The sequence below is a fragment of the Paenarthrobacter sp. NPDC090520 genome (assembly GCF_044769205.1).
In the GTDB taxonomy this organism is placed as follows: Bacteria; Actinomycetota; Actinomycetes; order Actinomycetales; family Micrococcaceae; genus Arthrobacter.
Genome location: NZ_JBIVXM010000001.1, coordinates 74,602 through 97,834, shown reverse-complemented (window position 1 = coordinate 97,834; position 23,233 = coordinate 74,602). Strand labels below are relative to the sequence as shown.

General features: G+C 61.9%; 35 protein-coding genes. 27 read left to right on the top strand and 8 right to left on the bottom strand.

The features are described 5' to 3' along the window. Window positions 1-224: 224 nt before the first annotated feature. The 7 genes from ACIQTZ_RS00535 to ACIQTZ_RS00505 form a co-directional block, all read right to left on the bottom strand. On the bottom strand, window positions 225-980 hold the full coding sequence (locus tag ACIQTZ_RS00535; RefSeq protein WP_402976595.1) for a hypothetical protein: 756 nt from the start codon (window positions 978-980) through the stop codon (window positions 225-227). A 649-nt stretch (window positions 981-1,629) separates the two neighbouring features. Then, window positions 1,630-2,922: a HEPN domain-containing protein gene (locus tag ACIQTZ_RS00530; protein WP_402976592.1), complete on the bottom strand. Its 1,293-nt coding sequence runs from the start codon at window positions 2,920-2,922 to the stop codon at window positions 1,630-1,632. Between the two features lie 272 nt (window positions 2,923-3,194). After that, a complete protein-coding gene (locus tag ACIQTZ_RS00525; protein WP_402976589.1) occupies window positions 3,195-4,415 on the bottom strand; it encodes a tyrosine-type recombinase/integrase in 1,221 nt (406 codons plus the stop codon). 25 nt (window positions 4,416-4,440) lie between these two features. Beyond that, window positions 4,441-4,785 carry an ImmA/IrrE family metallo-endopeptidase gene (locus ACIQTZ_RS00520; RefSeq protein ID WP_402976586.1) on the bottom strand — a complete coding sequence of 115 codons (345 nt, stop codon included), beginning with the start codon at window positions 4,783-4,785 and terminating at the stop codon, window positions 4,441-4,443. A 91-nt stretch (window positions 4,786-4,876) separates the two neighbouring features. Continuing rightward, window positions 4,877-5,737, bottom strand: a complete 861-nt coding sequence (locus ACIQTZ_RS00515; protein WP_402976583.1) for a hypothetical protein — start codon at window positions 5,735-5,737, stop codon at window positions 4,877-4,879. Continuing rightward, window positions 5,734-6,255: a hypothetical protein gene (locus tag ACIQTZ_RS00510; RefSeq protein WP_402976580.1), complete on the bottom strand. Its 522-nt coding sequence runs from the start codon at window positions 6,253-6,255 to the stop codon at window positions 5,734-5,736. The genes ACIQTZ_RS00515 and ACIQTZ_RS00510 overlap by 4 nt, the downstream gene beginning before the upstream one ends. 12 nt (window positions 6,256-6,267) lie before the next feature. Beyond that, window positions 6,268-6,870 (bottom strand): helix-turn-helix domain-containing protein, encoded by a 603-nt coding sequence (locus ACIQTZ_RS00505; RefSeq protein WP_402976577.1) that lies wholly within the window; start codon window positions 6,868-6,870, stop codon window positions 6,268-6,270. A 226-nt stretch (window positions 6,871-7,096) separates the two neighbouring features. On the opposite strand from ACIQTZ_RS00505, the gene ACIQTZ_RS00500 reads away from it, so the two are divergent. From ACIQTZ_RS00500 to ACIQTZ_RS00475, 6 genes are all read left to right on the top strand, one after another. Continuing rightward, window positions 7,097-7,378, top strand: a complete 282-nt coding sequence (locus ACIQTZ_RS00500) for a helix-turn-helix transcriptional regulator (protein ID WP_402976574.1) — start codon at window positions 7,097-7,099, stop codon at window positions 7,376-7,378. After that, the gene (locus ACIQTZ_RS00495; protein ID WP_402976571.1) at window positions 7,375-7,692 is read left to right on the top strand and encodes a hypothetical protein; all 318 of its coding nucleotides are present in this window, start codon (window positions 7,375-7,377) and stop codon (window positions 7,690-7,692) included. Before ACIQTZ_RS00500 ends, ACIQTZ_RS00495 begins: the two co-directional genes overlap by 4 nt. 4 nt (window positions 7,693-7,696) lie before the next feature. Next, window positions 7,697-7,921, top strand: a complete 225-nt coding sequence (locus ACIQTZ_RS00490) for a helix-turn-helix domain-containing protein (protein WP_402976568.1) — start codon at window positions 7,697-7,699, stop codon at window positions 7,919-7,921. A gap of 158 nt (window positions 7,922-8,079) precedes the next feature. Further along, on the top strand, window positions 8,080-8,289 hold the full coding sequence (locus ACIQTZ_RS00485) for a hypothetical protein (RefSeq protein ID WP_402976565.1): 210 nt from the start codon (window positions 8,080-8,082) through the stop codon (window positions 8,287-8,289). Beyond that, a complete protein-coding gene (locus ACIQTZ_RS00480) occupies window positions 8,289-9,041 on the top strand; it encodes a hypothetical protein (protein ID WP_402976556.1) in 753 nt (250 codons plus the stop codon). Before ACIQTZ_RS00485 ends, ACIQTZ_RS00480 begins: the two co-directional genes overlap by 1 nt. Next, a complete protein-coding gene (locus ACIQTZ_RS00475) occupies window positions 9,038-9,310 on the top strand; it encodes a hypothetical protein (RefSeq protein ID WP_402976553.1) in 273 nt (90 codons plus the stop codon). The genes ACIQTZ_RS00480 and ACIQTZ_RS00475 overlap by 4 nt, the downstream gene beginning before the upstream one ends. A 294-nt stretch (window positions 9,311-9,604) precedes the next feature. Here ACIQTZ_RS00475 and ACIQTZ_RS00470 read toward each other — a convergent pair whose 3' ends face one another. After that, complete coding sequence (locus ACIQTZ_RS00470; RefSeq protein WP_402976550.1) at window positions 9,605-9,973, bottom strand: hypothetical protein; 369 nt, start codon at window positions 9,971-9,973, stop codon at window positions 9,605-9,607. A 65-nt stretch (window positions 9,974-10,038) separates the two neighbouring features. Between ACIQTZ_RS00470 and ACIQTZ_RS00465 the strand changes: the two genes are divergently transcribed. The 21 genes from ACIQTZ_RS00465 to ACIQTZ_RS00365 all read left to right on the top strand — a co-directional run bounded on the left by ACIQTZ_RS00465 (window position 10,039) and on the right by ACIQTZ_RS00365 (window position 23,216). Further along, window positions 10,039-11,424 (top strand): ParB/RepB/Spo0J family partition protein, encoded by a 1,386-nt coding sequence (locus tag ACIQTZ_RS00465; protein WP_402976547.1) that lies wholly within the window; start codon window positions 10,039-10,041, stop codon window positions 11,422-11,424. Continuing rightward, on the top strand, window positions 11,411-11,797 hold the full coding sequence (locus ACIQTZ_RS00460) for a hypothetical protein (protein WP_402976544.1): 387 nt from the start codon (window positions 11,411-11,413) through the stop codon (window positions 11,795-11,797). Before ACIQTZ_RS00465 ends, ACIQTZ_RS00460 begins: the two co-directional genes overlap by 14 nt. Continuing rightward, complete coding sequence (locus tag ACIQTZ_RS00455) at window positions 11,797-12,093, top strand: hypothetical protein (RefSeq protein ID WP_402976541.1); 297 nt, start codon at window positions 11,797-11,799, stop codon at window positions 12,091-12,093. The genes ACIQTZ_RS00460 and ACIQTZ_RS00455 overlap by 1 nt, the downstream gene beginning before the upstream one ends. After that, the gene (locus ACIQTZ_RS00450; protein ID WP_402976538.1) at window positions 12,090-13,349 is read left to right on the top strand and encodes a hypothetical protein; all 1,260 of its coding nucleotides are present in this window, start codon (window positions 12,090-12,092) and stop codon (window positions 13,347-13,349) included. Before ACIQTZ_RS00455 ends, ACIQTZ_RS00450 begins: the two co-directional genes overlap by 4 nt. Before the next feature lie 119 nt (window positions 13,350-13,468). Then, window positions 13,469-13,897: an ASCH domain-containing protein gene (locus ACIQTZ_RS00445; RefSeq protein ID WP_402976535.1), complete on the top strand. Its 429-nt coding sequence runs from the start codon at window positions 13,469-13,471 to the stop codon at window positions 13,895-13,897. 14 nt (window positions 13,898-13,911) lie between these two features. Beyond that, on the top strand, window positions 13,912-14,250 hold the full coding sequence (locus tag ACIQTZ_RS00440) for a hypothetical protein (protein ID WP_402976532.1): 339 nt from the start codon (window positions 13,912-13,914) through the stop codon (window positions 14,248-14,250). Between the two features lie 118 nt (window positions 14,251-14,368). Further along, entirely contained in the window at window positions 14,369-14,686 is a 318-nt protein-coding gene (locus tag ACIQTZ_RS00435) for a hypothetical protein (protein WP_402976529.1), read from the top strand. Then, window positions 14,683-15,099 (top strand): hypothetical protein, encoded by a 417-nt coding sequence (locus ACIQTZ_RS00430; RefSeq protein ID WP_402976526.1) that lies wholly within the window; start codon window positions 14,683-14,685, stop codon window positions 15,097-15,099. Before ACIQTZ_RS00435 ends, ACIQTZ_RS00430 begins: the two co-directional genes overlap by 4 nt. After that, window positions 15,096-15,416, top strand: coding sequence for a hypothetical protein (locus ACIQTZ_RS00425; RefSeq protein ID WP_402976523.1), 321 nt, complete (start codon window positions 15,096-15,098; stop codon window positions 15,414-15,416). The genes ACIQTZ_RS00430 and ACIQTZ_RS00425 overlap by 4 nt, the downstream gene beginning before the upstream one ends. After that, the gene (locus ACIQTZ_RS00420) at window positions 15,413-15,877 is read left to right on the top strand and encodes a hypothetical protein (RefSeq protein ID WP_402976520.1); all 465 of its coding nucleotides are present in this window, start codon (window positions 15,413-15,415) and stop codon (window positions 15,875-15,877) included. Before ACIQTZ_RS00425 ends, ACIQTZ_RS00420 begins: the two co-directional genes overlap by 4 nt. A gap of 111 nt (window positions 15,878-15,988) precedes the next feature. Beyond that, complete coding sequence (locus ACIQTZ_RS00415) at window positions 15,989-16,168, top strand: hypothetical protein (RefSeq protein WP_402976517.1); 180 nt, start codon at window positions 15,989-15,991, stop codon at window positions 16,166-16,168. 140 nt (window positions 16,169-16,308) lie between these two features. Continuing rightward, window positions 16,309-16,518, top strand: coding sequence for a hypothetical protein (locus tag ACIQTZ_RS00410; RefSeq protein ID WP_402976515.1), 210 nt, complete (start codon window positions 16,309-16,311; stop codon window positions 16,516-16,518). A gap of 192 nt (window positions 16,519-16,710) precedes the next feature. Then, window positions 16,711-17,748 carry a hypothetical protein gene (locus tag ACIQTZ_RS00405; RefSeq protein ID WP_402976513.1) on the top strand — a complete coding sequence of 346 codons (1,038 nt, stop codon included), beginning with the start codon at window positions 16,711-16,713 and terminating at the stop codon, window positions 17,746-17,748. A gap of 2 nt (window positions 17,749-17,750) precedes the next feature. Continuing rightward, complete coding sequence (locus tag ACIQTZ_RS00400; protein WP_402976510.1) at window positions 17,751-18,083, top strand: VRR-NUC domain-containing protein; 333 nt, start codon at window positions 17,751-17,753, stop codon at window positions 18,081-18,083. Beyond that, window positions 18,080-18,832, top strand: a complete 753-nt coding sequence (locus ACIQTZ_RS00395; RefSeq protein ID WP_402976507.1) for a hypothetical protein — start codon at window positions 18,080-18,082, stop codon at window positions 18,830-18,832. Before ACIQTZ_RS00400 ends, ACIQTZ_RS00395 begins: the two co-directional genes overlap by 4 nt. Window positions 18,833-18,961: 129 nt before the next feature. Next, on the top strand, window positions 18,962-19,249 hold the full coding sequence (locus ACIQTZ_RS00390; RefSeq protein ID WP_400330034.1) for a hypothetical protein: 288 nt from the start codon (window positions 18,962-18,964) through the stop codon (window positions 19,247-19,249). A gap of 2 nt (window positions 19,250-19,251) precedes the next feature. After that, window positions 19,252-19,683, top strand: coding sequence for a hypothetical protein (locus tag ACIQTZ_RS00385; protein WP_402976504.1), 432 nt, complete (start codon window positions 19,252-19,254; stop codon window positions 19,681-19,683). Between the two features lie 152 nt (window positions 19,684-19,835). After that, a complete protein-coding gene (locus ACIQTZ_RS00380; RefSeq protein WP_402976502.1) occupies window positions 19,836-20,408 on the top strand; it encodes a hypothetical protein in 573 nt (190 codons plus the stop codon). Continuing rightward, window positions 20,409-20,807: a hypothetical protein gene (locus ACIQTZ_RS00375; RefSeq protein ID WP_402976500.1), complete on the top strand. Its 399-nt coding sequence runs from the start codon at window positions 20,409-20,411 to the stop codon at window positions 20,805-20,807. Further along, entirely contained in the window at window positions 20,804-21,469 is a 666-nt protein-coding gene (locus ACIQTZ_RS00370; RefSeq protein ID WP_402976497.1) for a P27 family phage terminase small subunit, read from the top strand. Before ACIQTZ_RS00375 ends, ACIQTZ_RS00370 begins: the two co-directional genes overlap by 4 nt. Then, a complete protein-coding gene (locus ACIQTZ_RS00365; protein ID WP_402976495.1) occupies window positions 21,423-23,216 on the top strand; it encodes a terminase large subunit domain-containing protein in 1,794 nt (597 codons plus the stop codon). Before ACIQTZ_RS00370 ends, ACIQTZ_RS00365 begins: the two co-directional genes overlap by 47 nt. Window positions 23,217-23,233: the final 17 nt, after the last annotated feature.

Below are 23,233 nucleotides of genomic sequence, written 5' to 3'. Positions count from 1 at the left end.
GAACCGCCCGCGGGAACGGCGACAGCGTCATGTCCATCGCCAAACGGTTCGGTGTCCACCGCGGGACGGTGTGGGAGAGGACGCGAGCGGTATCGACTGTCCGCAGACCACCGGAGGGTCGATAGGAAATCAGCCCGTCGGGCGGCATTCGGCGCGACAGCGCAGCATGCCGCTGTGCCACGGCTAGGCCACGATCGCGGCTCCTCCGAGAACCGAATCCGCGTCTACGCCTGCAACGCGAGATCTCCTGGGTCGAACGTGCCGAGCCGATCTAGGTGGAGTGTGTACACATTCCGCCGCCGCGGCTCCCCCTGGAATGAATACACCTTCTCCTCGACGTCGAGGAGCCCAGACTCACGCAGCTCCTTGGTCGCCTTTGTCCATGTGTCTTCTGAGAGGCCATACTGACGGTGTCGAACACCAGGAATCCATGCACCCTTAGCGCGTCCTCCAGTGTTCTCTCGCAGGATGATGAGCAGGGCAAGCGCACGCCCGGAGAGTGCGATGAGCCACCCCCGTCGCCACAGATCCGGTGGCAGCGTGATGTACGTCGTCCCAGAAAGTTGCTCAGAGTTCCACTCCTCGCCAGAGCCGCTAGGGTCCAGGATGGTGACGTTGGGAACATGGCCGGGGCGAAGGTCTCGTCGGACGAGGTTGGCCGTCACGAGGTCGCTAATGGCCTTGTTTGCTCGACGCGCGCCGGCGCCGTCAGCGTCGCGAAGGTTGAGCATCGCGGCTAGCTCCCTGGACGCTACTCGCGTCTCGTGGGGATGCTTGGTTGCCATCATCAGGATGGTCAAAAGCACCTTGATTCGAACTTCGCCTCCGCCCCGCAGCAACTGGGCAAGAGGAGGTGCAGGGAACGCATTCACCTGATCCCGCGCGAATCCCAGCGGCAGACGAACACTGCTACGGCGCTTCGAACGCTCGACAGCCTTCTCCAGCAGTTCAATGGCCTGCTGCGGTGGGCGCTCAACCATGCTGTGACGATCCTTCTGAAGTCATTGACGCGATCGGCGGGGACACTAGCAATGCTCGCGGTGCAACGGGATGTTACGCCGTTCTATGAGTTGCTTTCTTTAAATATACCCGCTCATAACGTGGGAGTTTACCCGTAGATAGCGTGATGGTACATCCGTCAATGGGGGGTCTATCTATCTGTTGTCCCCGGATGAGTCCCTCATGCATTGACGGGGGTCCTCAGCCGCTTGTAGCCCGGGTAGCCATCAGGAATGCTCGAACACGAGGGCGTACGAGGCCCCGCGAAGTTCGGCGCTTTCCGAGCGAAGAATCGGAGGTTGAGGTCATGTCGCGTGGCTTTCGACTGACTGTGCGGTGGAGCGCACGGTCGCTCAGCATCACGCTTGAGCCCCACTAACTAGGGGTGGGCCGCGAAACGGTGAGACGTGGCTGCGGTCCACCCCAATCCGATCGTAGATACACGCAATATGACTGTCAGGGAAGATGTTCAACGGAACCGATGCAGGACACCTTCCCGCCGCACCGAGAGCACACTCCACTGCTCGCTACCGACGCCATTGTAGAAAAGTCTCGCGTCGAATTCGGGATGCCACGCGTCTTGCAAGTCGCGGGACGAACGACCCGGAGGGGCCCGCCGTCGGCACACGATCATGCTCCAGCCTGGCCGTCGCGAAGACGCTTCGTTACAAGTTCCTCGGGGACGCCGAGCTCAGCGGCGAGCCAGCACCGGACTAGCAGGAGACCTTCCCGTCCCCTCGCCCACGCGTCGCGCGCATCCGTGAGCGGGTTGTCGGCATGCTTCACACCCTTGTACGCCTTATTGAACGCCCTGCACCAAGCCTCGGTCGTTTCGAACTCGCCTAGTACAGCCGTCGGCTCGTAGCCCAATGCTTCAAAGATACGCATGAGGGTGGCTTCGTAGCTGCCTGTGACCTTCTTGTCTGGGTTAGCCTGTTTTGCTATCGCATATCCAAGAGCTTCAAGAGCGACCGCGATCTGGAGCAGTCGCGACTCGACGGGAAGAGAGCGATCGAACAGCGCGCTCATCGCGATCCAGGTCGGGCGTGACCAGTATGAGTACTCGGACAGCCAAGACGCGATCAGTATGGAATCTGCCTCGTCGAGGTAGAACAGTGGTGTATCCCGCTCCTCCAGCTCGAAATCGAGGTCGACTTTTCGGCCGAAGGTCGGCTGGTAGGCGTCGCGCCAGAAACGCCGTTCATCCGTCGCCGGACGTTCTTGATCGTCCTCACGCATGACCGAAACCAGCCGAGATGCGCATGGCCGCCCGTAGACCAGGCACATCAGATCCTGCATCATCCGGTGCGCCTGCTGGTGAGTGTCCCACTTCACCAGCTCACAACTGCGCGTGCGCACCAGAAGCGCGGTCGAGATCGTGAAAGCGCCGCCCTTGGCAGTTGGGTTGTGTCGGTAGGAAGTCTCGAGCTGGAGGTCGAGGGGACCACCGAGTGGTAGAGATTCGAGGTTCTTCGCTACCAGCGAGACTCCCTCCAGCCGCTCTCGCTTCTCGTCAAATAGCAACTCGGTCGTGACCGGGACGCGCTTTGCCCATTTCGCCAGACCATCGATCTCGGAGGTCATCCCGTTGACACCCACGTAGTCGACGTTATGCGCACCAGTGTGTATAACCCGCCGGTATCGGATGCGCTCGACCGAGTGCGCCAGGGTCGAGGCGGATGCGCCAAGCAGGTTACCCTCGACAAGCGTCAACCAGCCATCACTATCGCGTAGGACTAGAGGTTCCGGTGCCTCCCGACCATCCTCGTTCAGGCCGAACGCGTCGACGAAGCTCAAGGCACGTGGCCAAGTAACGATCGCGCCCTGATCATCGAGTTCGGCGACGATCACTTCGTCGTCACCCGAACCGCCGGATCGTGTATGAGCGATCCGAACGATCCCGGGCTCTAGCTTCGTCGCCATCACTCCACCCCGCTGTCTGGTTGTCGCTTCCGCGGCCTATCCCAGTCTCTCGGAACTCCAACGGTGCGTCATGTCCCACGCCGTTCCACTGCGCTCGAACGCCCACACACCAACGTCAACCGATGTCAGAAGTTCTAGTACGTCCGAAATTGTGGAGCTAAGGAGATTCGAACTCCTGACCTCTTCGATGCGAAAGAGCCGCCCCCGAAAAAGTCACGTGAAACGGGGTATAGCCTGAATGGACAAAACCGCGCCAGCGTTGGGAAGTAGGCCTATTGCGATGGCACGGCCCGAAGCGCCGTGTAGCCGGGTAGAGCAACGCTTTGCGGTACGTTTGCGGTACGAACGCCAAGATTCAAAGCCTCGGTTACCTGCTCGGCCGGGATCTCCGCCAGGTGCGCATAGCGCTCCGTTGTCACCGGCGAGGCGTGGCCCAGCAGCCGGCCAACTTCTTTGATCGACACCCCACTTTGAATGAGCCAGGAGGCGTACGTGTGCCTCAAGTCGTGCGGCCGGGTGTGGTCGATGCCAGCAATTTCAAGAGCCGGTATCCAGACACGCTTGCGCCAGTTGTCGGCGTCGATCATGGTCCCCTGCGCGTTCAGCACCAGGCCTGAACGGCACCGCCCGACACGATGGTCATGACCGCAGCTGGTCGCGGGGGTAATGTCCACTTCATCAAGCAGTTGCGCAACCCAGTCCGGGAGGGGCACGCTGCGCGCACGTTTGCCCTTCGGGTAGGGCTTGATCATGCCTGCCTCGTAGTCGTAGGTCTCAACTATGTGGATCATGCGGCGCTCGCGGTCAACCCGGTGAGCGTGGAGCCCCATGGCTTCGCCCCAGCGCAGTCCGGTGCCCACCAGGAGGCCGACGATGGCTGCATCCACCTTTGTGTCCAGGACGGCATCCAGCGCCTGGTACTCATCTTTGGTCAGGTAGCGTTCCTGCGCCGGCGGCCGCTGCGGGAGCTTGAGCCGGTAGACCGGATTGGCCGGCAGGACTTCAGCGTCCACAGCGGCCATCAGCGACGCCGAGAACAGCCCGAAGATACGTTGGACACTGGCAGCGGCCAGCGTCCTGACCACCGGCTTGTAATCACTGCTTTCGCGGCGCTTCAGCTCGGCCTTGCTGGGCTTGACTTCAATCTTGGATAGTTCGGCAATCCACTTGCGCCCATCCTGGCGGGTGATATCGCAGAGCGGAACGTCAGCCCACTTCGGGAACAGGTGCTGGTCCCGCATGCTCAGCTCGTTCGCCGCGGTGGACGCCTCAATCTTTCGCGTCGGCCACCACTCATGGCACCACTCCCCCCACGTCCGCCGGGCCGCGTCCGGATCCCGCCACCCCGCAGTCCGTGAGGCTTCTTCCTTGGCGCTCGCAGCGTTCTGGGCAGCCCGCTTGTGGGGGAATGTGCCGGCCGACCGCTCTTTGCCGCCGCCGTCGCGATAGAGGCCCTGGTACTTGCCGGAGGGGAGTTTCTTTGTCCAGGCCATGGCGGTCCTTTCGGAAATAGGGGGTCTAGTGGGGTTGAAGTTCGACGGTGACGAGGAATTCCCATTCCTGCTCGGTCAGGTTGTCGAACCTGTCAAAAAGGACGTCCGGGGTTACCCAAAGTTCGTCCGCCAGCTCGTTGACTGATCGAGACCAAGCCAACGCCTTCGCGAAATGATCTATCGTGATGAGCCTTCGTGCCGCCTCGGCGCGAACCTCCGCTTCCACCGCTGGAGGCTGGCAGCCGGTGTGCTTGCGCTCCAAGTGGACTAACTCATGAGTCAGCGAGCAGCGACGCTCCACCTGGTCCAGGCCCTTGTTGAGCCAGATCGTATCGATGCCGTTGGTACGCCCAGGGGCGCCGTCGGGCATGACGACCCAAGACAGACGGACGTGAGTTAGAGCGCGAAGGATCCCCCATGGATGAAACACAATTCGCGACAGTACAAGCTGGCTACGACACTCAGTCGAATGAAAGCCCTGAAGTGACCTGCCCATAAGAGTTTGTTACAAGATCTCGCTGACCGTCGCTGCCGCGGTTGATAAACGAGGACAGCGAAAGCTGCTGTTCGAATGAACCCACGTGCGCGACTTCAGCGAGTCTGTCCAGCAGGCTACGAGCTGCCTTGCGCTGATGCGCTGTACGGGGAACGAGATGCTCGATGACGATGAGGCGGGCATCCATTGGCCAGCGGTCTTCGCTGAGGCCCGTAAATGCGAAGTAAGCGTGCTCTGCTGGCCGTTTCAGGTCCTGGACGCCGCGACCGCCGGCGGCCTGCACGAGCACTTCCCGCTCAGAGGTCTCAATAATGGCCGTAAACTTCTGCTTATTGCCAAATCGATCAGCGACGGTGCTTTCGGCTTTGACGTCAAAGCCACCCTCCTCCTTCAGCCAACTGCTAAGCTTCGAGGCGAAGGTACGGCGGGAGCCATCACTAAGCAAACGAACACTGTCCAGCGCGAGGCAGACATCAGCTATGCGGCCTATGAGATCAGCAGCAGAAGACATTGGGCCGGTTGCGTAGATACGATCCGAGAATTCCAGCACACCAAAGTCCTGAACGATGTCATCCCAGAGCGCCTTAGCACGGGTGGTAAGGTCATCGGCGGCATAAAGGGCGCGGCGGGAATGTGTGAGTCCGCCATCGCTTACCGCCAGCCTGGTCGCGTCAGGCTGGGGCCTAACGTAGACCTCAACCGGGTCCCCATCCGAGTAGTAACGCCCTGTGGACACAACCAACGTGTTTGAGTCGAACATCCTGGAGCAGCCGTACTCCGCTCGCAAGCTATCCAGGGCTGGTTTGAGGATCGTGCAATCGGTCACGGTATCTCCTCTCCATCTGGAAGTTTCAGGAACTCCGGGATCTCAATTGATGGCTTTGGTCGCCAAATCTCGTCAGGGTCACAGGTTACATGCATCATCTGACAGAACTGTTGGAAGAGCAATCGTAAATGGTCGTCAGAAAGGGGCGCCTGCGAATCATCCTGCCATGGCGACGGAGGCCACGGCGGATCGAACGGCGCGACTGCCTGCTCGTCGCGGTGTTCACTCGTCCACCGATGCAGATGGGTGCCATGATGCTGCACTCCATCGCTTCTCCTGTTCGTATGCCGGCCCCGCACGCAAAGCCGAAACAGGTTGCCGACAGTGCTTTCAGTACAGTGCAGTGCGAATGTGGCCGCGTGCAGCTTCTTGTCACATTGCTGCCCAAAAAGCACCAAGCGCCGCCCCAAATTGTTACGGACATTCAAGGAGAACTCGTAAGAGGCTGCCTTCCTGCGCCATCGAATTCCGTCCGAAACAGACAAGCCCGCTCCTCCCGCGAGGAGTGCTTCCATCATTGGGACATCCATCTACTGCTCGGGCCCTTCCTGAGATTCCTCGCCACGCTCAGACCATTCGCGCTCGCGGTCCTGGTGACTCGTGGGACCGGTGTAGGCGGCCAGGTCTTGCCAGTTGTCAGGCAATGGGATGTTCCCATCCCCTGCGTCATCGGCCGACTTCAGCCGGCGCTTTGTCTTCTGTCCAGCGCGAGTGTCACGGCGCTCGCGGGCGCTGCTGATGTCAGTGGGCTGTTCCTGGTCGTCGTCGTTGCTTGCATCGGCGTTCTTCTCCAAGTCCACGAGGACCCGGGCCATGTCGATGACGATCTTTCGCGACTTGGGCGAAAGGTTATCGACTCCTGGTGGGAGTTCCTCGGCAAACGGTGGACCGGGGACAGGTTGCCCCGCGGCCGTGAACGCAATCTCTTCCGAAACGCCCGCTAACCACGCAAGAGCACGAAGGGTGCCTTCGCGAGGCTTCGACTTATACAGGCCCTGGCGGATCTGGTTGATCGTTGTAGCCGTCACCTGGTAGCCATTCTTGGCGGCCAGCTGCGCCAAGCCGAGGCCTGATGCATCACGATACTGGGCCGCAAGCTCAACTAGCTCGCTGAGGCTATGAGGTTGGTTCACGCCAATGACTCTTCCTGATGGTGTCGCCGTTTAGTAAGTAGCGAACTGCAATCTAAATACAAGTAACTTGCTCATCTTTGCAGAGATTAGAAGGGCTGTCCCACTTGTGAGTTTGACAAGTAGTTCAAGATTAGAGATATTGAACTTGTAAAAATCACAAGTGGAGGTCAGAATGGCAATGCAGACAACAAAGCGGCGTCCGTCGCTCAATCGAAGGGATACGTGGATGAAGGTCAAAGACCCGGCCGCGCTCCGTCGGTGGCGAAAGCAGCAGCGGTTCTCTCAGCAGCAACTGGCTACCCTGATCCGACGCTCGCAGCAGACAATTCACCTCCTTGAAACGGGAGGCATGAAGACCTGCACCGAGGGTGTAGCAATCGGAATAGCAGCTTGGCTCGGCGTCCCCTGGGAGGAACTCTTCGAAGCCGAAGAGCATGACATTTTGCCTCCGATTGCAGATTCAACACATTCAATCTCTGCGGATCGAAAGAAGAGGATGCACGCATGAGCGGGTACCGAACGGTTCACGCTGTCGAGGCTGTGGTGAAGGATCCCATGCACCTCCGACCCGGCGGTATCGACGAGCAGCGGCACAGGGTTGAGGTCATTGCTTGGGAAGACGAACCCACGCTATTGGTCACTATCAGCTCGGGCTTCACCCTGGACGAGATCAGGTTCCAGGTCGAGGACCTGGACTTGTTCATAGAGCTGCTGCAGCAGACGAAGGCGCTGCTCGAAGCAGCCCCCACAGAATCCGGTGCGGCGGCATCTTCCCCCGCTGCCGCCGCGCCGGTCCACGAAGAATCAATCGAACAGGAGTAGCCGAATGGCCCCCGCAGTAGCTCAGCGTTTGACGGTTGCAGAAGCAGCCGAGGCGGCCCACCGCCACCCTGTGACCGTCCGCAGGGCACTCGAAGGCGGGGAGCTTCACGGCACACAGCGTACCTTCCGTGGCCGCTGGTTGATCCGGGCAGAGTGCCTGGACGCATGGCTAGACGGAACAGACTGCGCTCACCGCAGCAACGTAGTCCCGCTGCGCAAGACCGGCTGAAGCCGAAATAGATGTCCCTGCGTCCACCTTGCAGGGCAGTAAGAAAGCGGCCCAGTGTCATTCCCCAAGAAGTTCACTGGACCGCCGTCCGACAACCCAAGAGCCAGGCACCTGATCTGAACAAGGCCTGGCTCTCGAATCAGAAACGAGTCTAACAAATGGTCATCAGAAGACTCCGGCAGCTACCGCCGGAAGCCCGCCCTCACATCGCCGCAGCGACGGCGCGGATGAACAGCATGAGCCCCCGCGAGATAGCGGAAGCCGCTTACACACCAGGTGGCCCCTCGCTTGAGCAGCTTGAACTGCTGGCCGAGGCCCGGCTTCTGGGCAAGTCCATCCGCCCAATTCCCACTGCCAAGGTGGCCTGATGAGCAGCTGGAGCAATGGCGGCCGCGACGAGGACGGACTCATGACTGACGCCTACTTTGAGTGCGAGGACTGTGGGCTCTCCCTTCAGTGGCCTGTGACTGAGGGCTTGGCCCCGAACGAGGACCCGAAGCAGACAGAGATGCGCGCCATGGTTCGTGCCCACGATGCCGGAGGCTGCAAGATCGAACGCCACGAAAGGATCCAGGCCGCGCCCACGAGTGCCAGCACCCGGCTTCCGAAAGGCTTCTACTTCAGCATCGACCCAGCCGCAAAGCACGTCAATCCAGCAGTTTCCCGGCGCCTCCGGGATCTCCAGTCCACGATTATGGACGCGGAGAACCTTATCGGCGCTCTCAAAACGGCCAAGCACTTCGACCGCCTGGGAAACATCGATCACGCTCTTCCGCAAATCACGGCGGCGCTCGCTGAAGTTGTGGAGAACGCCATGCTGTTCGTGACTACGGTCGAAACGACGGCCAATCAATTCCGTCAGGCTAACGACACTTCCCAGGAGACTGCCGGGGGGCAGCCCGAAGGGCCGGACGACGCAACTGCAGACGGATCAGGCACGGGCGTCATTGTCGTTGACGTCCTGCCCACCTTTGAGCGCCAGCATAAGGCTCCGAAGCCCGGCCCGCATCTTGCCTCGGTGACTGTCTTCGACCCCAACCACTCCATTCCGGCACAACTGGCTGCGCTCGACCGTGCTGCCAGCCGTCGGGCGGAACAGCTGAGGGGCGGCAGAAGATGACCAAGGCGCGGAAGAAGACGTTCGCGGTGGTGCATCCCATCGGACATCGCCCGTTCCAGGACACGTGCGAGCTGCACTATCGCAGTACCGCGGAGTTCAAGCAGCAGATGACTGCTTACGCCCGGCGTAAGTGGCCGCTGCCGCAGGTCATCGACATCGATATGTCCACGAACACGATTGTCGTGAACGGGATCGACCGGGGGCGGTTCTCGGAGCATGAGCACCGGGAGTCCGCACAGCGGGCCATTCAGACAGGAATTGACCTGTGATGCGCCCGTCGGCGCGGGTCGGCCTGCATCGCCGCCGCGCTTTCCTGTACGGGCCTCTGGTCATCCTCGGCGCTGCGTTGGTCTTGATGACGACGGGCACCGCGAACGGCGCTTACCTCGCTGGCCTGCTGATTCTTTTGGCGGGTGCCGGCGGTTTCGTGCTCGAGTCCGGGCCGCAGCCCAGGCGCAGAAGATGAGGCGGCCGAGTTGGGCGGGTCGCCGTCCGGAACGGCTTGCGCCGCAAGTAGAACCTTGCCGTGAACCCGTCGAGAGATGTGTTGAGGCGGGACAGCATCAGCCAGCCTGCAGGTGTGACAGGCCCAGCGGCCACACAGGCAAGCACGCAGGCGACAAACCTTGGCCAGAAAAGGCCGTGATCGAATGATGACCGGCGATTGGGGGCGCCGATGACAGATAGACCACCTGGCGCCCGCCCCGGCGCCGCCCCATCACCCCCAGACAGCGGACGCTGTCCCGGTCCTTGCTCAGAAGGACCAGGAGAACGTCCACCGCCAGAGGCAGGAACCAGCCACCGAACAAGAGTGGCTCGGCAACCCAGTAGTCCGTGATGACGCTGCGTTGCGCCTTCTCCGCATCGAACGCACAACAGCCCGCGCCCTTTCCGCGCTGCTGGCTGGCAACCTCGATGCTTCCGTCAGTCACCTTCGGGCTGCGCTGACTCTTGCCCGGGCGGAGCAAGCATTCACCCACACTTGCGAAGGACAACCATGACACCCGAATTCAGAATGATTCCGGTCGCGGATCTCGTTGACCACCCACAGAACCCCAGAGACGACCTTGGGGATCCACAGAAGCTGGCCGAGCTGGCGAACGACATTGCAGAGAACGGCAACACGGAGGCCTTGCACGTCTTCCCCATCACTGACGGCGATGACGCTGGCAAGTTCCTCCTGGTCGCTGGACACAGAAGAACGGCCGCGGCCCGCCTTGGCAACGTTGACGAGCTGTATGCCCGCCTGCGCCCGGATCTGGACACCTTGGATAAGCAGCTCGAAACGATGCTGCGGGAGAACACCCACCGCGAGGGCTTGACCCCGATCAATGAGGCGAAGGCCATTCAGGCGATGCTCGATTGCGAAGGCATGTCGGTCAAGAAGGTCGCCAAGCGTATCCACCGTTCCGAGACGTTCATCCGCTCCCGCTCTGCCCTGGTCAAGCTTCCGGAGTCCGCGAAGACCGCCATCGACTCAGGCCGGATGACGTTGGAGCAATCGCAGATCTTTGACGAGTTCGCCGACAACCCGGAGGCCACGGAAGAGCTGACGAGGAACGCCGGCACCAACGATTGGGACTTCACGGTCCGCAGGCTGCGGGCCGAGCTGGCGAGGAAGTTCAAGACTGCCGCGTCGGAGCAGCTCATCAAAGACCTGGGGATCAAGACAATCACCAGCTATGAGTCCTACAGCTCAAATAAGTACAGCCGGGACTATGACCGTGACAAGACTCCCGGTGAGCGAGTGGCTGAGGGGCAGGTGGCTGTCCTCGCTTCTCATGGTGACTTGGAGTGGTACCAGGTCAAAAAGAACGAGAAGAAAAAGCTGACCGAGGAAGAGATCGCGGACAAGAAGCGACTCAAAGACATCGCCGCCGGATTGGAGCAGGCCGACGCGTTGTGGCTCGAATTCATCGAGCGGAAGATCGCCGCCGCGGCCGGCCACTTCGACCGGCCGGAGGATACCCCCGCCGTGCTCGCGCTCCGGAAATCCATGTTTTCCGGATACAGCAACGACCGAGCCCGGGCCACTCGGGTGCTTGGCATAGGCGTCACGGCAGAGGGCGGCATGACTGCCGACGTGGTGGCCGCTGTTGACGCGAGGGTGGACAAGCTCAAGCTGCTGCAGCTGGCTTACCTTCACGCTTTCCTGCATTTGATGAAGGAGGACCTTCATAAGCCGACGACGTGGCGCTGCCAGTACGCGTGGGACCGTACCTCGTTGGAGAAGTTCCTGGACACCCGCAAAGAGGTCTTCGGCTACGACGTGACTGCCTACGAGCAAGAGGCCATCGACTACTGGAACGACAAGGACAAGGCGGATGCGGCCACCTCAGCAGCTAACGACGAGGGATGGGATCTTGACGATGAAGACGCTTAGCCACTTCCTCAAGCGCAACGCGGACAACGAGCCTGTATGCGGCTGCGGCTTCCGCCCGGAGATCCTAGATGATCCCGCACCGGTGGGAATCATGTGGAAGGCCAGGCGCGACGTCCTTGACCATGTCGATGCGATGTCCGGATACCGCCCGTCAGCACCGTTCGACGGCAGCCCTGACCGACGGTTCCCCCGCGCCGGTGTCCGACCGGGCGCAAGCGGCCGCTGGAAGCTCACCCTCTGGGACGAGGAAGGGGTCATGCACCCACAGCCCAACCCGTGGTACGACACCTGCCAGGAAGCCTTCGATCAGGGCCACCTGATCATCGGGACCCACTGGAAAGCCGGTAGCCGCCTGAACGGCATGGGTCGCTGATGGGGTGGCTGGCACTCGACAAGGAACGTCAAGACCGGAAGATCCGCGTCTACCGCAGCCGGTACGACGAGGCCATCAAGATCAACGCCGCGCTCAACGCCCGCCGGCAGAACCTCCTGACGGAGATCCTCGCCGACGACCTTGACGGGCTAGACACCGCCACCAAGTCCCGCCGCCTCCGCCAAACGGATGACGAGCTGGACATTGCACGCACCAACCTGCAAGCCGCCTGGGCAGCACTCGAAGCCGAGGAAGCCCAGCACTACACCCACGAACCACGAGAGGCCAGAAGATGACCGCCACCACCACCGAAACCACCACAACCACCGAGACGGCGCTCGCCGATCTGAAAGTCACGGCTACTGGCACGGAATGGCTGCGTAAGCTCGCGGCCGTCGGTGTCGCTGTCTCGTCCCGGCCGCCGGTGCCGGTTCTGAGTTTCATGGTCGTGGAGTGCAGCCGAGGCAAGGCCACTCTCGCGGGCTACGACTACGCCACGACGGCGGTAGCCAGGCTGAATCACGAGGCCCTGGGCACGCTGCACAACGCCAAGGCCCTCGTGCCGTTCCAGTGGCTTGTGAGAACGATCCGCGTCCTGACCGCCCGCAAGCGTGACATCCCTGTCACGGTCGCTTCGAAGGAGCTGCTGGGCCAGCAGATGGTCACGGTCACGGCCGCCGGTTACACGATCCCCTACCTGCACGGGATCCCGCTCTCGGAGTATCCGCGCCTGCCTGAGCACGGCGAGCTGGACTCGTTCCGTCTCGACCGGGCGGATCTGGCCGGCGCTTTGGACCGGGCAGCCGTCGCGGCCAGCAAGGACGACACCTTGCCGCTGCTGACCTCGATCCGACTGGCCTGCAGCGGCAAGAAGCTTTCCGTCTGGGCAACCGACCGTTACCGGCTCTCGGCTGAGACGCTGCAGCTGGGCCGCACGGTGCAGGAGTTCACCTTCCTCCTGCAGGCGGCCCAGTGGAAGGCCATGACAAAGCACCTGGTAGGCGAAGAGATCACCGTGAGCGTCCTTGCCGCCGGCGACATCGCAGGCCGCGGCGGCGGCTGCGAAACGCTGCACGTCGGGTCCGGCGACGTGGCGTTCACCCTCTCGCCTGTTGGCGGTGACTACCCGAAGCTCGAATCTCTGTTTGCCGAGGTCTACACCCAGACCGTCAGCGTCAACCGCCGCGATCTCCTGGACCAGATCCTTGTGGCCCGCGAGTTGAATGAGCGGAACGTCCCGGCGCTGGTCAAGATCGGCCCGGGCTCCGTCTCGGTGTCTCCGAGTTTCCACACCGGGGCTGACCACGCGGCGACTCCTGTGCTGCTGGCTGACACCGTCAACATCGACGAACCGGCTGTGGTTGCTTACAACCCGAACTACCTCCTGGACGCCATCAAGTCCATCAAAGCCGACGCCGTCCGGTTCTCGTTCTTCAACCTGACCAAGCCGGCCTGCATCACCCCAGCCCCAGAGAAGGGCAAGAAGCAAAGCACCTATCGGCACCTGATCATGCCGGTACGGCTGCCCAACGACGTCCTGAGCGGCGAGTAGACCATGACCCAGGACAACGAAGACGCGATGATCGCGCAGCTGCTCAGTCGCCCTCAGAAGATCGCCACCTGCGATGCCTGTAAGAAGGCGCTCAACGGCCAGGACGAGTGTGATTGCTCATGACCGTCGCTATCGAACCACCGCGGCTGAAGGCCCTCACGGTCAAGAACCCGTGGGCGTGGGCGATCATCAACGCCGGTAAGGACGTAGAGAACCGCTCGCAGCCCACCAGCCACCGGGGAACGCTCTACATCCACGTAGCCAAGCGCGACGACGAGGCGGGCCACGAGCACGAGGCCATCCGCCGTGCCCGGGCCGAAGCTCCCCAGGCAATCAGGAACCACCTGCAGTTGCAGGGCTACGTCCTCGGGACGGTGGAAGTCGTTGGCTGCCACTACTCCACAGACTGCAAGACCAAGGACAGCTACTGCTCCGAATGGGCACGCCCGGGCTTCTATCACTGGGAGCTGCGGGAGCCCCGGCCCCTCGCCTGCCCATTCCCGGAAGTCGGCAAACTCAACATCTGGAATCTGGAGGCAACCTCATGACGCGTCAAATGGAAATGACTATCTTCCCACCTGTTCCGCCGTACCCGATGCTTCCATCGCAGGCGCGGCCGGATGAAAGCCCGATTGCCCTGGGCGTTCGGACTTTCAAAGCCGCAGTGGAGTGGCAGGCAGAACGATTCGCAGAGTTGTCAGCGTCACGGCTCAAGAGGCTCACGGACTCAGAGCTGGCTGCAGAGTTCTGGCACGCGTCCCAGGTCGCCACCTACGCCCGGGGCCGCCTCGATTGGGGTCTGGACAGCTATGCCGGCATCTCTGCCGACCGCGCCGAAGACATCGAGGACGTCCTGCAACGCTTCGCTGAACTACCTCACTTCGACCAGGACAGCCCGTGAATGTCAGCGATGAACCACCGCGAGACGAGACACCCATTCTGACGGCCAAGCTCGCACAGCTGCTTCACGACCACCCGGACTTCTACGCCCAGATCTTTCCACCGAAGAAAGCGAAACAATGACCCTAATCATCCGCAAGGAAGGAAAGGCCCATTGGGTCTTCGAATGCAGACGTTGCCATGTTCGAGGCAACTCCCAGGATTACTTCCGCGCACTGGAACACCAGCAATGGCATGAGCGCACCTTGGAACACGCCACCAAACCGATGGCGGACAGTCTCGGGATATTCGCTGAGGCACTGACGGAGCTGGCGGAGCGATTCGTGGACTCGGTCGCTTCTGCGTTCAAGCCACTGGCTGATGTATTGGCACCCGCGCCGAACAGGCCGCACGATCCCACGCTCTTGCGGGACCGCCGGAAATGGGGCGGGAGATGAACAGCATCGCTGAAGAACTTCACCTGTCTCACGCAGCGAACGGAATCAAACGGCCAAGCTGCAAGCTCTGCCGAACTGATGCCGTCCACTACGTCGAGCTGACGGCTGCCGAGCCGGACATCCACGGGAACCGCGAAGCCCCGACGCTGAAGTTTGAGTGCCGGGGAGACTCGACCTCCGAATGCCACCAGTACCCCAACAACTGCGGGTGCGAGAGCTGGCCCTGCGGTCACGCCTACGTCTCGCACGAAAAGTGCTGGATGCAGGACTGGTTCGACGCCGACAGCGCCAGCTACGAAGGCGAAGACGGGGACTACATGACACCGGGCGGCCTGCCGAAGGACGTGACCAGGTCAGGGCCGATCACGACGAGCTGGGAAGAGGACTACGTGGCATGGGAGTGGATCGAGTGAGCACCGACCGCGAGCCGTCTGCCGATACGCGGCTGATGGCATGGGAAACCGAGAACGGCGACTTTGTTATCTGGGGAACGCACAGCCCATCAGTAGCAAGGGTCAAAGTCAGGCAGTTCTTCCGCGACAACATTGGAGCCGAGGATGTAGAAGAACTTATGCCGTCCTGGTCTGACTTTCGGAACGCTCCCCAATACTGGGGCGCACCAGAGGCGCCGGATGTAGACGGGCCATGGGATGAATCGCTTTGGGCTCGCAATCATGATGAATTCATTCCTCTGTTGGGATGGTCGCCGTACTTGGTAGTCACCCAATGAGCCGGGAGCAGATGAAAGTCCGCCTCGCAGCAGCCACCCCCGGGCCGTGGGCTGCCAGCCCCTACATCGTCTATGGCGAGCAAGATGACACAGAGCGCGTGCGAGTCACAAGCCAGCATGACAGCCCTGACTACAACACGGCTGAGATGGTGTTGCCCAAGGATGCAGACCTGATTGCCTACGCCCCCACAGACCTCGCCAAGCTGCACGCTGCACTGGACGCCGTAGAAGCACTACACCGGCCCATCCAAGAGGACTTCATCACCGCACTGCCCTGCATTCGGGAAGAGTGCGAATGCGAGAACGAATGCCCCACCGAACCGCTGCCCGTCTGCCGTCACTGCTGGGGCCAGCTTGAACAGATCGACCCATACTTCGGAGAGCAGCACCATGTGTCCGAAGTGATGTGGCCCTGCCCAACGTTCACGGCCATCCGTGACGCGCTAGGAGAGGACCAATGACCTTCCGTTGCGGTCATCAGCATCGCGGGTACAACGGTCTTTCGCATCGGTGCATTCGGAAACCTGGGCATTGGTTCCGGCACCTCGACGTCATGGGTTGGAAGTGGTGGAGTGGTCAATCCTATTGAGGCCGCCCAGCTGCCGCTGCCGCTCCTGCGGAGGTGCGCCGAGTCGTTCCCCGAACGCCCGGAGCTAAATGTCGCGGAGTGGCCGTACTCGCGGGACGAGCTGGAACGCTTCGTCAGCCTGGGCATGGAGATCGTTCGCCTCGTGGTCAAGGACGACGGGTGATCCGCTGCCCTGACTGCTGGCACTACCACGGCGCCGCGGGAAATCAATGGCCGTCTTGCGGTGGCATCTACTACTCAGAAACAGGCGGCGCTCGCCGGTGCGCTTGCACCGGCCCGGGCGCTGAAGGACAGGAATGAACGATGAGCGATCAATTCAATCGGCGGTCAATGCCGCTGATCCAAGTGACCAGGGACGCGGAGAACCCGAAGGCGGGTGTGACGCTGGCCGAGCTGGGCCAGTTCATTCAGGAGGCCGACCGGGCAGGCATCGATCCGCGCACTCCGGTGTTGGTCCGTGTGGGCTTCGGTTCCCAGATCAAGCAGCTCAAGACCGGCGGCCGCACTCTATGAGCAAGCGCCAACGGCGGGCCGACGACGTCATCAAGTACGCGGAGACGGTACTAGGCCTAGAGCTGAGTCCATGGCAGTACACATTCCTGCGCGCTGCCATGGACGGCCCGCCTCTGGTCATCCCGTACCGCCGGAAGTTCTCTTACACCCTCGCGCCGATCATGGCGCCAACAACGAAAGAAGGTCTATCCAGTGCCATGGCTGAAAGAGGGCGACAAAGCGGCGAATCACCCGATCGTCCTCTCAGTCTTGGAAATGGAGGAAGCCGATGACCGGATCCTTAACGAGTGCTTCGGCTTCGTAAACCGCTGCGCCACTCAGTCGGCTTCCCACGAGAAGGACTACATAATCACTGTTGGAACTGCCATGACGATGGCCGGTTCCGTCAGCAGATACAAGGCCCTGATCGAGGCTGCAAAGTACGCCGGATACCTGACGGACACCGTGATCGAGGTGGATGGCGAAGAACGCCGCGCTTTCAAGCTCGTTGAAGATAATGACCTCTTCCACATGATCCTCAAGGACGAAAGGGCCTGGACAAACCAACGCAAGCAGGATTCCCGAAACGTAAAGCTCACCACCGCGGTCAGACTCCGTGACGGCGACGCCTGCAGATACTGCGGCAAAGTCGTTTCATGGAACGACCGCGTATCGGGAAGAGCAGGATCATACGACCACACAAAACCCGGCAAGGCCGCGACCGTAGACACCTACGTCGTCTCGTGCAAAGAGTGCAACGGCAAGAGAAGCGATGACCCAGACAGCACCTGGTCAACCCTCCCGGCACCAACGCAGCCCCTCTACGGACCCGAAACCGTAGAGTTCCTGGCCGGCCACAAGATCACCGTCGAACCCAGCTACACCCGCACCACCAAGACCCCTGCGCTCGCCAACGGCAAGCAGCTGGCAGAGGAAACGCCCGCCGTCGAACTCCCCCAAGGTGACGTTCCGGCTGAGGACAAGGCAACGGCAATCACCGGCCCGTCCAGCGACTCTGACACTGCCCCGGGCCAAGCCCAGCACGCGGCAACGGACACACCGGCCGCCGACCAGCCTGATCGACCTAGGTCAGGGACAGGTCAGAGGTCTCCCGGACCAAGCCATGTCGGGACGGGACGGGACGGGTCAGGACGGGCAGGTACAGGAAGGGGCGGGAGCCCAGAGCACACCTCCCCTCCCAAGAGATCCAGAAACAAGAGAAGACGCCCCCGTGACCGAGGACGGAACTGAACATGCCTACCAAACGACTTTCATCGCACAACTCACCATCAGAAGACGACTTCCAAGGATCTGTCCTGGACCTTGCCCAGTACCTCAGCTACGAACTGCGCTACCACAACCCAGATAGCCGGCGCTCGCAGGCTGGCTTCCCGGATCTCGTCCTCGGCAGCCTGTCCAGGAGGCGAGTCCTCTTCCGGGAACTGAAGACCTCAACCGGCCGCGTTCGTCCTGCCCAGGTCCTCTGCATGAAGATCCTCCAATTGGCCGGCCTCGATGTCGGCGTGTGGCGTCCCGAGGATCTACGGAGCGGCCGTATCCAACGAGAACTGAGAGGGGACAAATGACCACCTGCACGACGGATGACTGCAACCGGCAGACTGCGCTCTACCTATGCACTGACTGCATCGTGGAGTTGGATTCGCTGCTCGCCGATGTCGGTCCGCTGCTGCAGTTCATCGGCGGGGCCATCGACCAGACCGCTGTGACCAGGAGCCCGGGCGCAAGTGGTGGCGGTGGAGGTGTCGCGAAGTCCCGGCCTGCGATGAACGTGGATGCTTACCTGCTGAGGGCATGGCTTCACCAGCTCCCGGCCCGGGCCTATGAAGAGGCGGCCGACAACGCGAAGGCTGGCGAGATTCTGTACATGGCCCGGGACTGGGTCGGCAAAGCCCGCGACCTGGTGTGGGGGCCGGAGGACTCCCGCGTCTACGGCCGCTGTGAAGAACCACTCGACGGCGAAGCCGAGGGCGATGATCCGATCCCTTGCGATGGCCGACTCGTTGCTCACCCGGACGACATCACCGTCAAGTGCCCTGAGTGCAACGCAGTCCACAACGTCAGCGACATCATGGACAAGCTGAGACACAAAGTCAGGGGGGAACCGATGCCACCGGCAGGAGTGCGCGAGCTACTCCGGGCAAAGGCGAAAGCGATCATTACCAAGAAGGACATCGAGAACTGGGTAAGCCGCGGGAAGCTAGCCTACGTTCTCGACCATGTCAGCAGCATCAGCAGAGACCGGAAGATCTACTACCCAGGGGACGTACTCAAGGTGTTCGAAGACATGCGGGCACGCAGCAGAGCGTTGATGTGATTTTGTAGCTCAGAATGTAGTACCCTCAAAACGAGGGGATAGCTGTCCCCAAAGCTTTGGATGAAGGCCTCGACGGATTACCGTCGGGGCCTTTGTCGTGTCCGAGGTGGTGACGCTGGCGTGAACGGCATGAGCATCCCCGCCTGGTCAGGACGCCGCGCAGGAGAGGCGCTTCTCAAGGTCAAGGCCGAAGGTCGCCGTAAGGACAAGCCCTGTTGCATCTGCAAGCAGGGCATCGACTACTCGCTGACCTACCCGCATGAGCAGTCCTGCAGTGTGCAGCACGTGAAGTCACGGAAGCTGTACCCGCATCTGACGTGGGAGCCAAGTAACTGGGAACCCGCTCACCTCTCGTGCAACAAAGCAGCTGGCCCGGGCGAAGACCTCGGCATGGGCGTCACGTCCGAGGACTGGTAACCGTGGCCCGGACAGTCGTTGTGCTGTGTGGCCCACCAGGTGCCGGCAAGACCACGGCGGCCGTGCAGTCAGGCTTGCAGGTCTTCGACCGCGACGACCGGCAGTGGTCGAGTGAGAAGCAGTTCACCGAGGCGCTCGCCGCACTCGGCTCGGATCGACGGGCTCAAGCCGTGGTCATCAGGACCGGGGCCACGTCAGCGGCCCGGGCCAAGGCCGCGCAGCTGGTCGCTGCCACTCACGTCTACCTGCTGACCGCCGATCAGAACGAGCTGGCCCATCGCATCAGGCAACGAGACCGGGCCGACAAGGTCAACACCCTTGTTGGTGTCAGGACGTGGTTCGAACGGTTCGACCGCGCTGACGGCGTAAGGGACTTCCCCGGCTGGTCCGGGATCCACGAACCGGACCTCGGTGTGGTGTCCGACGACTGGTAGGCCGCCAAAAAATCCAGCATGCCGCCGTCCCGGACACTCCCCGCCTGCACCTCCCTCTCCCCCCGGGGTGGCGCCGCATGGATTTACCCCAAGATCGTTGAATTGGCGGGGAAAACGGACCCATCATCTTACCCGAAAGGCCCGGTTCAGTCATGGCAATTGCTGGCAATCTCACACTGGTCATTTCCGCCAGAATCGGCGACGCCGAACCATCCGACATCGGCGAAATCGAGTTGCCTGTCGTGAGCGAGAAGATCCATACCGTCGGCAACGTCTCCATCACCGCGCGCGTCCGCGTAGATGAAGCTGAACTGGCCGACCGCCTCAAAGACTTCGCCGCTGCGGTGGGTGATGAGCTGGCCGGGACCGGACGCCCGAAGCCAAAGGTTGGGCCGCCCATCCAGGACGTCATTGCCTGGGCGGCGGGTGGATCGCGCATCGGCGTTTTCTCCTTCGACCGAGAGGCCGCTCAGGAACTGGTCGAGGACTTCCTTGAAGCCCTAGGCGGTGACGTTGAGGTCAAGAGGGTCAGTAAGGTCAACGGCAGGGCCGGGATCGACTTCAGCGGCGGAGGATTCATCCGGTTCCTGGCGACCCGGGGAACTCGGAACAACTACAGCTTTGACCGCATCTACATTCCGGCCAGCGTGAACCATGGCGAAATGGAAGCGCTCGCGCCTCTTGTCCTGACGAGCAAGGAACCGGCAGTCGTCGGCTACTTCTAAATGCATGACCGTCAAACCTTCCAAGCAGCGCACAAGGGCGGCGAATCCATCCGAGGGATAAGCCGGGACCGCGGGGCGTCACGGAACGCCGTACGCCGAGCGCTGCGCCCGGGGGCCAGGGACAGCTACTATCGGCCCTCAGCTTCCGAGGACGCCGAACCGGCCGTACGGGACGTTCTGGCCGACTACCCGGCAATGAGCGTCTCCGACATTGCCCTGCTGATCGACTGGCGGAAGTCCCGACGGCAACTGTCAGACCTTGTGGCCCGGCTGCGGCCCCGGACCGTCTCCGAATGGCCTGCCATTGAGGCCCGCCCGTTGCACTCGATCACCATCGGTCACCTGTCCACGAAGCCGCTCGACGTCGGCAAGATGAAGATCGGGGAGTTGAACCTATGACCAAACGCAAACCGTCCGACGCCCTAGAGCCGGTCGAGGCCCCCGACCACCTGCCCAAACCCGTTGCGGACGTGTGGCGCGAAATCGTGGCCAGCAATGACCTGGTGGGAAAGGTTGACCGGGTAGCACTGGAAACCTACTGCACCCTCACCGCCCGCCTACGTGAAGCCCGCGGCCGGATCGAAGACGAAGGCATGGTTGTCACCGACACCCGGGGCAAGGTCATCCCTCACCCCGCGCTCGCCGTCGAGCGGTCCACGGCCGAGCAGATCCGAGTGTGGGGCGACCGGTTTGCCCCTCTCGTGAAGCCGACCAGGAAGAGCGGCTACATCGCAGACGCGACCGCACGGACCATCACCGAGGCCAAGCACCTGCACGGGCCGCGCTTCGCTGGTCCCGTCGCTGCGCTGAAGACTCTGGCCTGGATGATCGACGAAGCCCAGCGGGACAGCATGGAGGCCCTTCAGAAGGCCATGACCACGACTGTTCCCCAGTATCTGAAAGCCTGCGCCGAGCTGCAGGTAACACCGGCCTCGATCCCGGGCGTCGGGGTTCCCGTCCCTGCACCAGCTGAGGACGAAAAGCCGGCCGAAGAATCCAAGCCGGGGGTAGCCAGTGTCTCAGACCTCCAAGAACGCGCCAGGGCACGCAGATCCGGTTAGTGGCCCTAACGCGGTAGACCCGGGCGACTATTACCGCCAGATCTGCCACGTTCCTGAACCGGACCAGTCCGGGGCTAAGCGCAAGAAGATCTACGGGTACGCCGAACCGCGTATCTGCACCCCACCGCTGCGGGCACTGACGCCGGAAACGACGCTTGGCTATGACGTCATTGACTTCGCCCGCGACGTCCTGGGCGTGGATCTGTACCCGTGGCAGAAGGTGCTGCTGTGCCGGATGCTGGAACTCCTTCCGGATGGCTCGCTGAGGTTCCGCACGGCGGTCGTCCTGATCGCCCGTCAGAACGGCAAGAGCACGCTGTCACAGGTGCTGGCGCTGTGGTTCATGATCGTCTGGGGCTGGCCCCTTGTCATGGGTACTGCGCAGGATCTCGAAACCGCCGAGGAAGTATGGCAGGGCGCTGTAGACCTCGTGGAAGAGGACGAGGAACTATCCAAGCTCCTTAAGCGCGTCGTGAAGGTCAACGGCAAAAAAGCCCTCGAGCTGAAGACAGGCAGCCGGTATAAGGTCAAGGCAGCCAACCGCCGCGCCGGCCGTGGCTTCACCGGCAACCTGATCATGCTCGACGAGCTGCGCGAACATCAGAATTGGGAAGCTTGGGGCGCGATCACCAAGACGACCATGGCACAGGCCGAGGCCCTCATCCTCGCCTTGTCCAACGCCGGCGATATGACATCCATCGTCCTGAAGTACCTCCGGAAGATGGCCCACGAGGCCATCGGGGATCCGGACGGCATCTGCGAAGAAATCGGAGCTGCAGGACCAACGGCGCTCGACGTCGCCGATCTGGTCGCGGGCGATCTCAACGATCTCGACGATGACGAGCTAGCCGAGTTCGAACAGGACGAAGACACCCTGTTCCTCGGTGAATGGTCCATGGCCCCGGGAACTGACAAGCGTGACCGGCAGGGCTGGGCGCAAGCGAATCCTTCGCTGAACTGGAACCCGGGCTTCACCGAGCGCACCATCGCAGCGGCCTGCCGCACGGACCCTGAATGGGTCTTCCGCACCGAGGTCGGTTGCCAATGGTCAGAAGGCACCCTACTGGGGCCGTTCCCGCCAGGAGCATGGGACAAGGGCAAAAACGAACTGGTCAAACTCGACGACGGCAGCGTGACCGTCGCCGAAGAGGACCGGATCATCCCGGGCTCACCCGTCTGGGCGGGCGTGGATCAATCCCACGACCGGTCAATGACCTACATCGCCTTTGGCGGCTTCAGGGCAGACGGAAAGTATCAGGTCGAAATCGTGACCGCCCGGCCCGGGTCGGACTGGGTCAAGGGCTGGCTGATGGACGACAAGCGCCGCGGCAGGATCAAGGCGATTGCCGGCCAGTCCAGGGGCGCACCGATCTCCCCGCTGATGGAGGATTTGGCGGCCGACGAAGAGTTCACGATCCCGGTTGTTGAGTGGTCAGGAAGCGACCTCACTAGCGGTTGGGCTGACGTCTTTGATGCCGTCCGTGACGAGACGGTCAGGCACAATCCGCAGCCGGTCCTGGACACCGCGGCAGCCGTCGCGGTGTTGAAGATCTTCAGCGGCGGCGCTGCCCTGCCAGACCGCAACGCGTCCCCGGCGGAGATCGCCCCGCTGATGGCCTTCATCGCCGCCAAGTGGCTCATGAGTCGCCGGGTGATCGAACCGCCGCCACCACCGCCGCCACCAGCTGCGGTGACAACCGAGGAAACGACCTACGTCGAAGACAACGTGGCCCGTATGGGCTTCTGATGAAAGGAGTGCGCCTT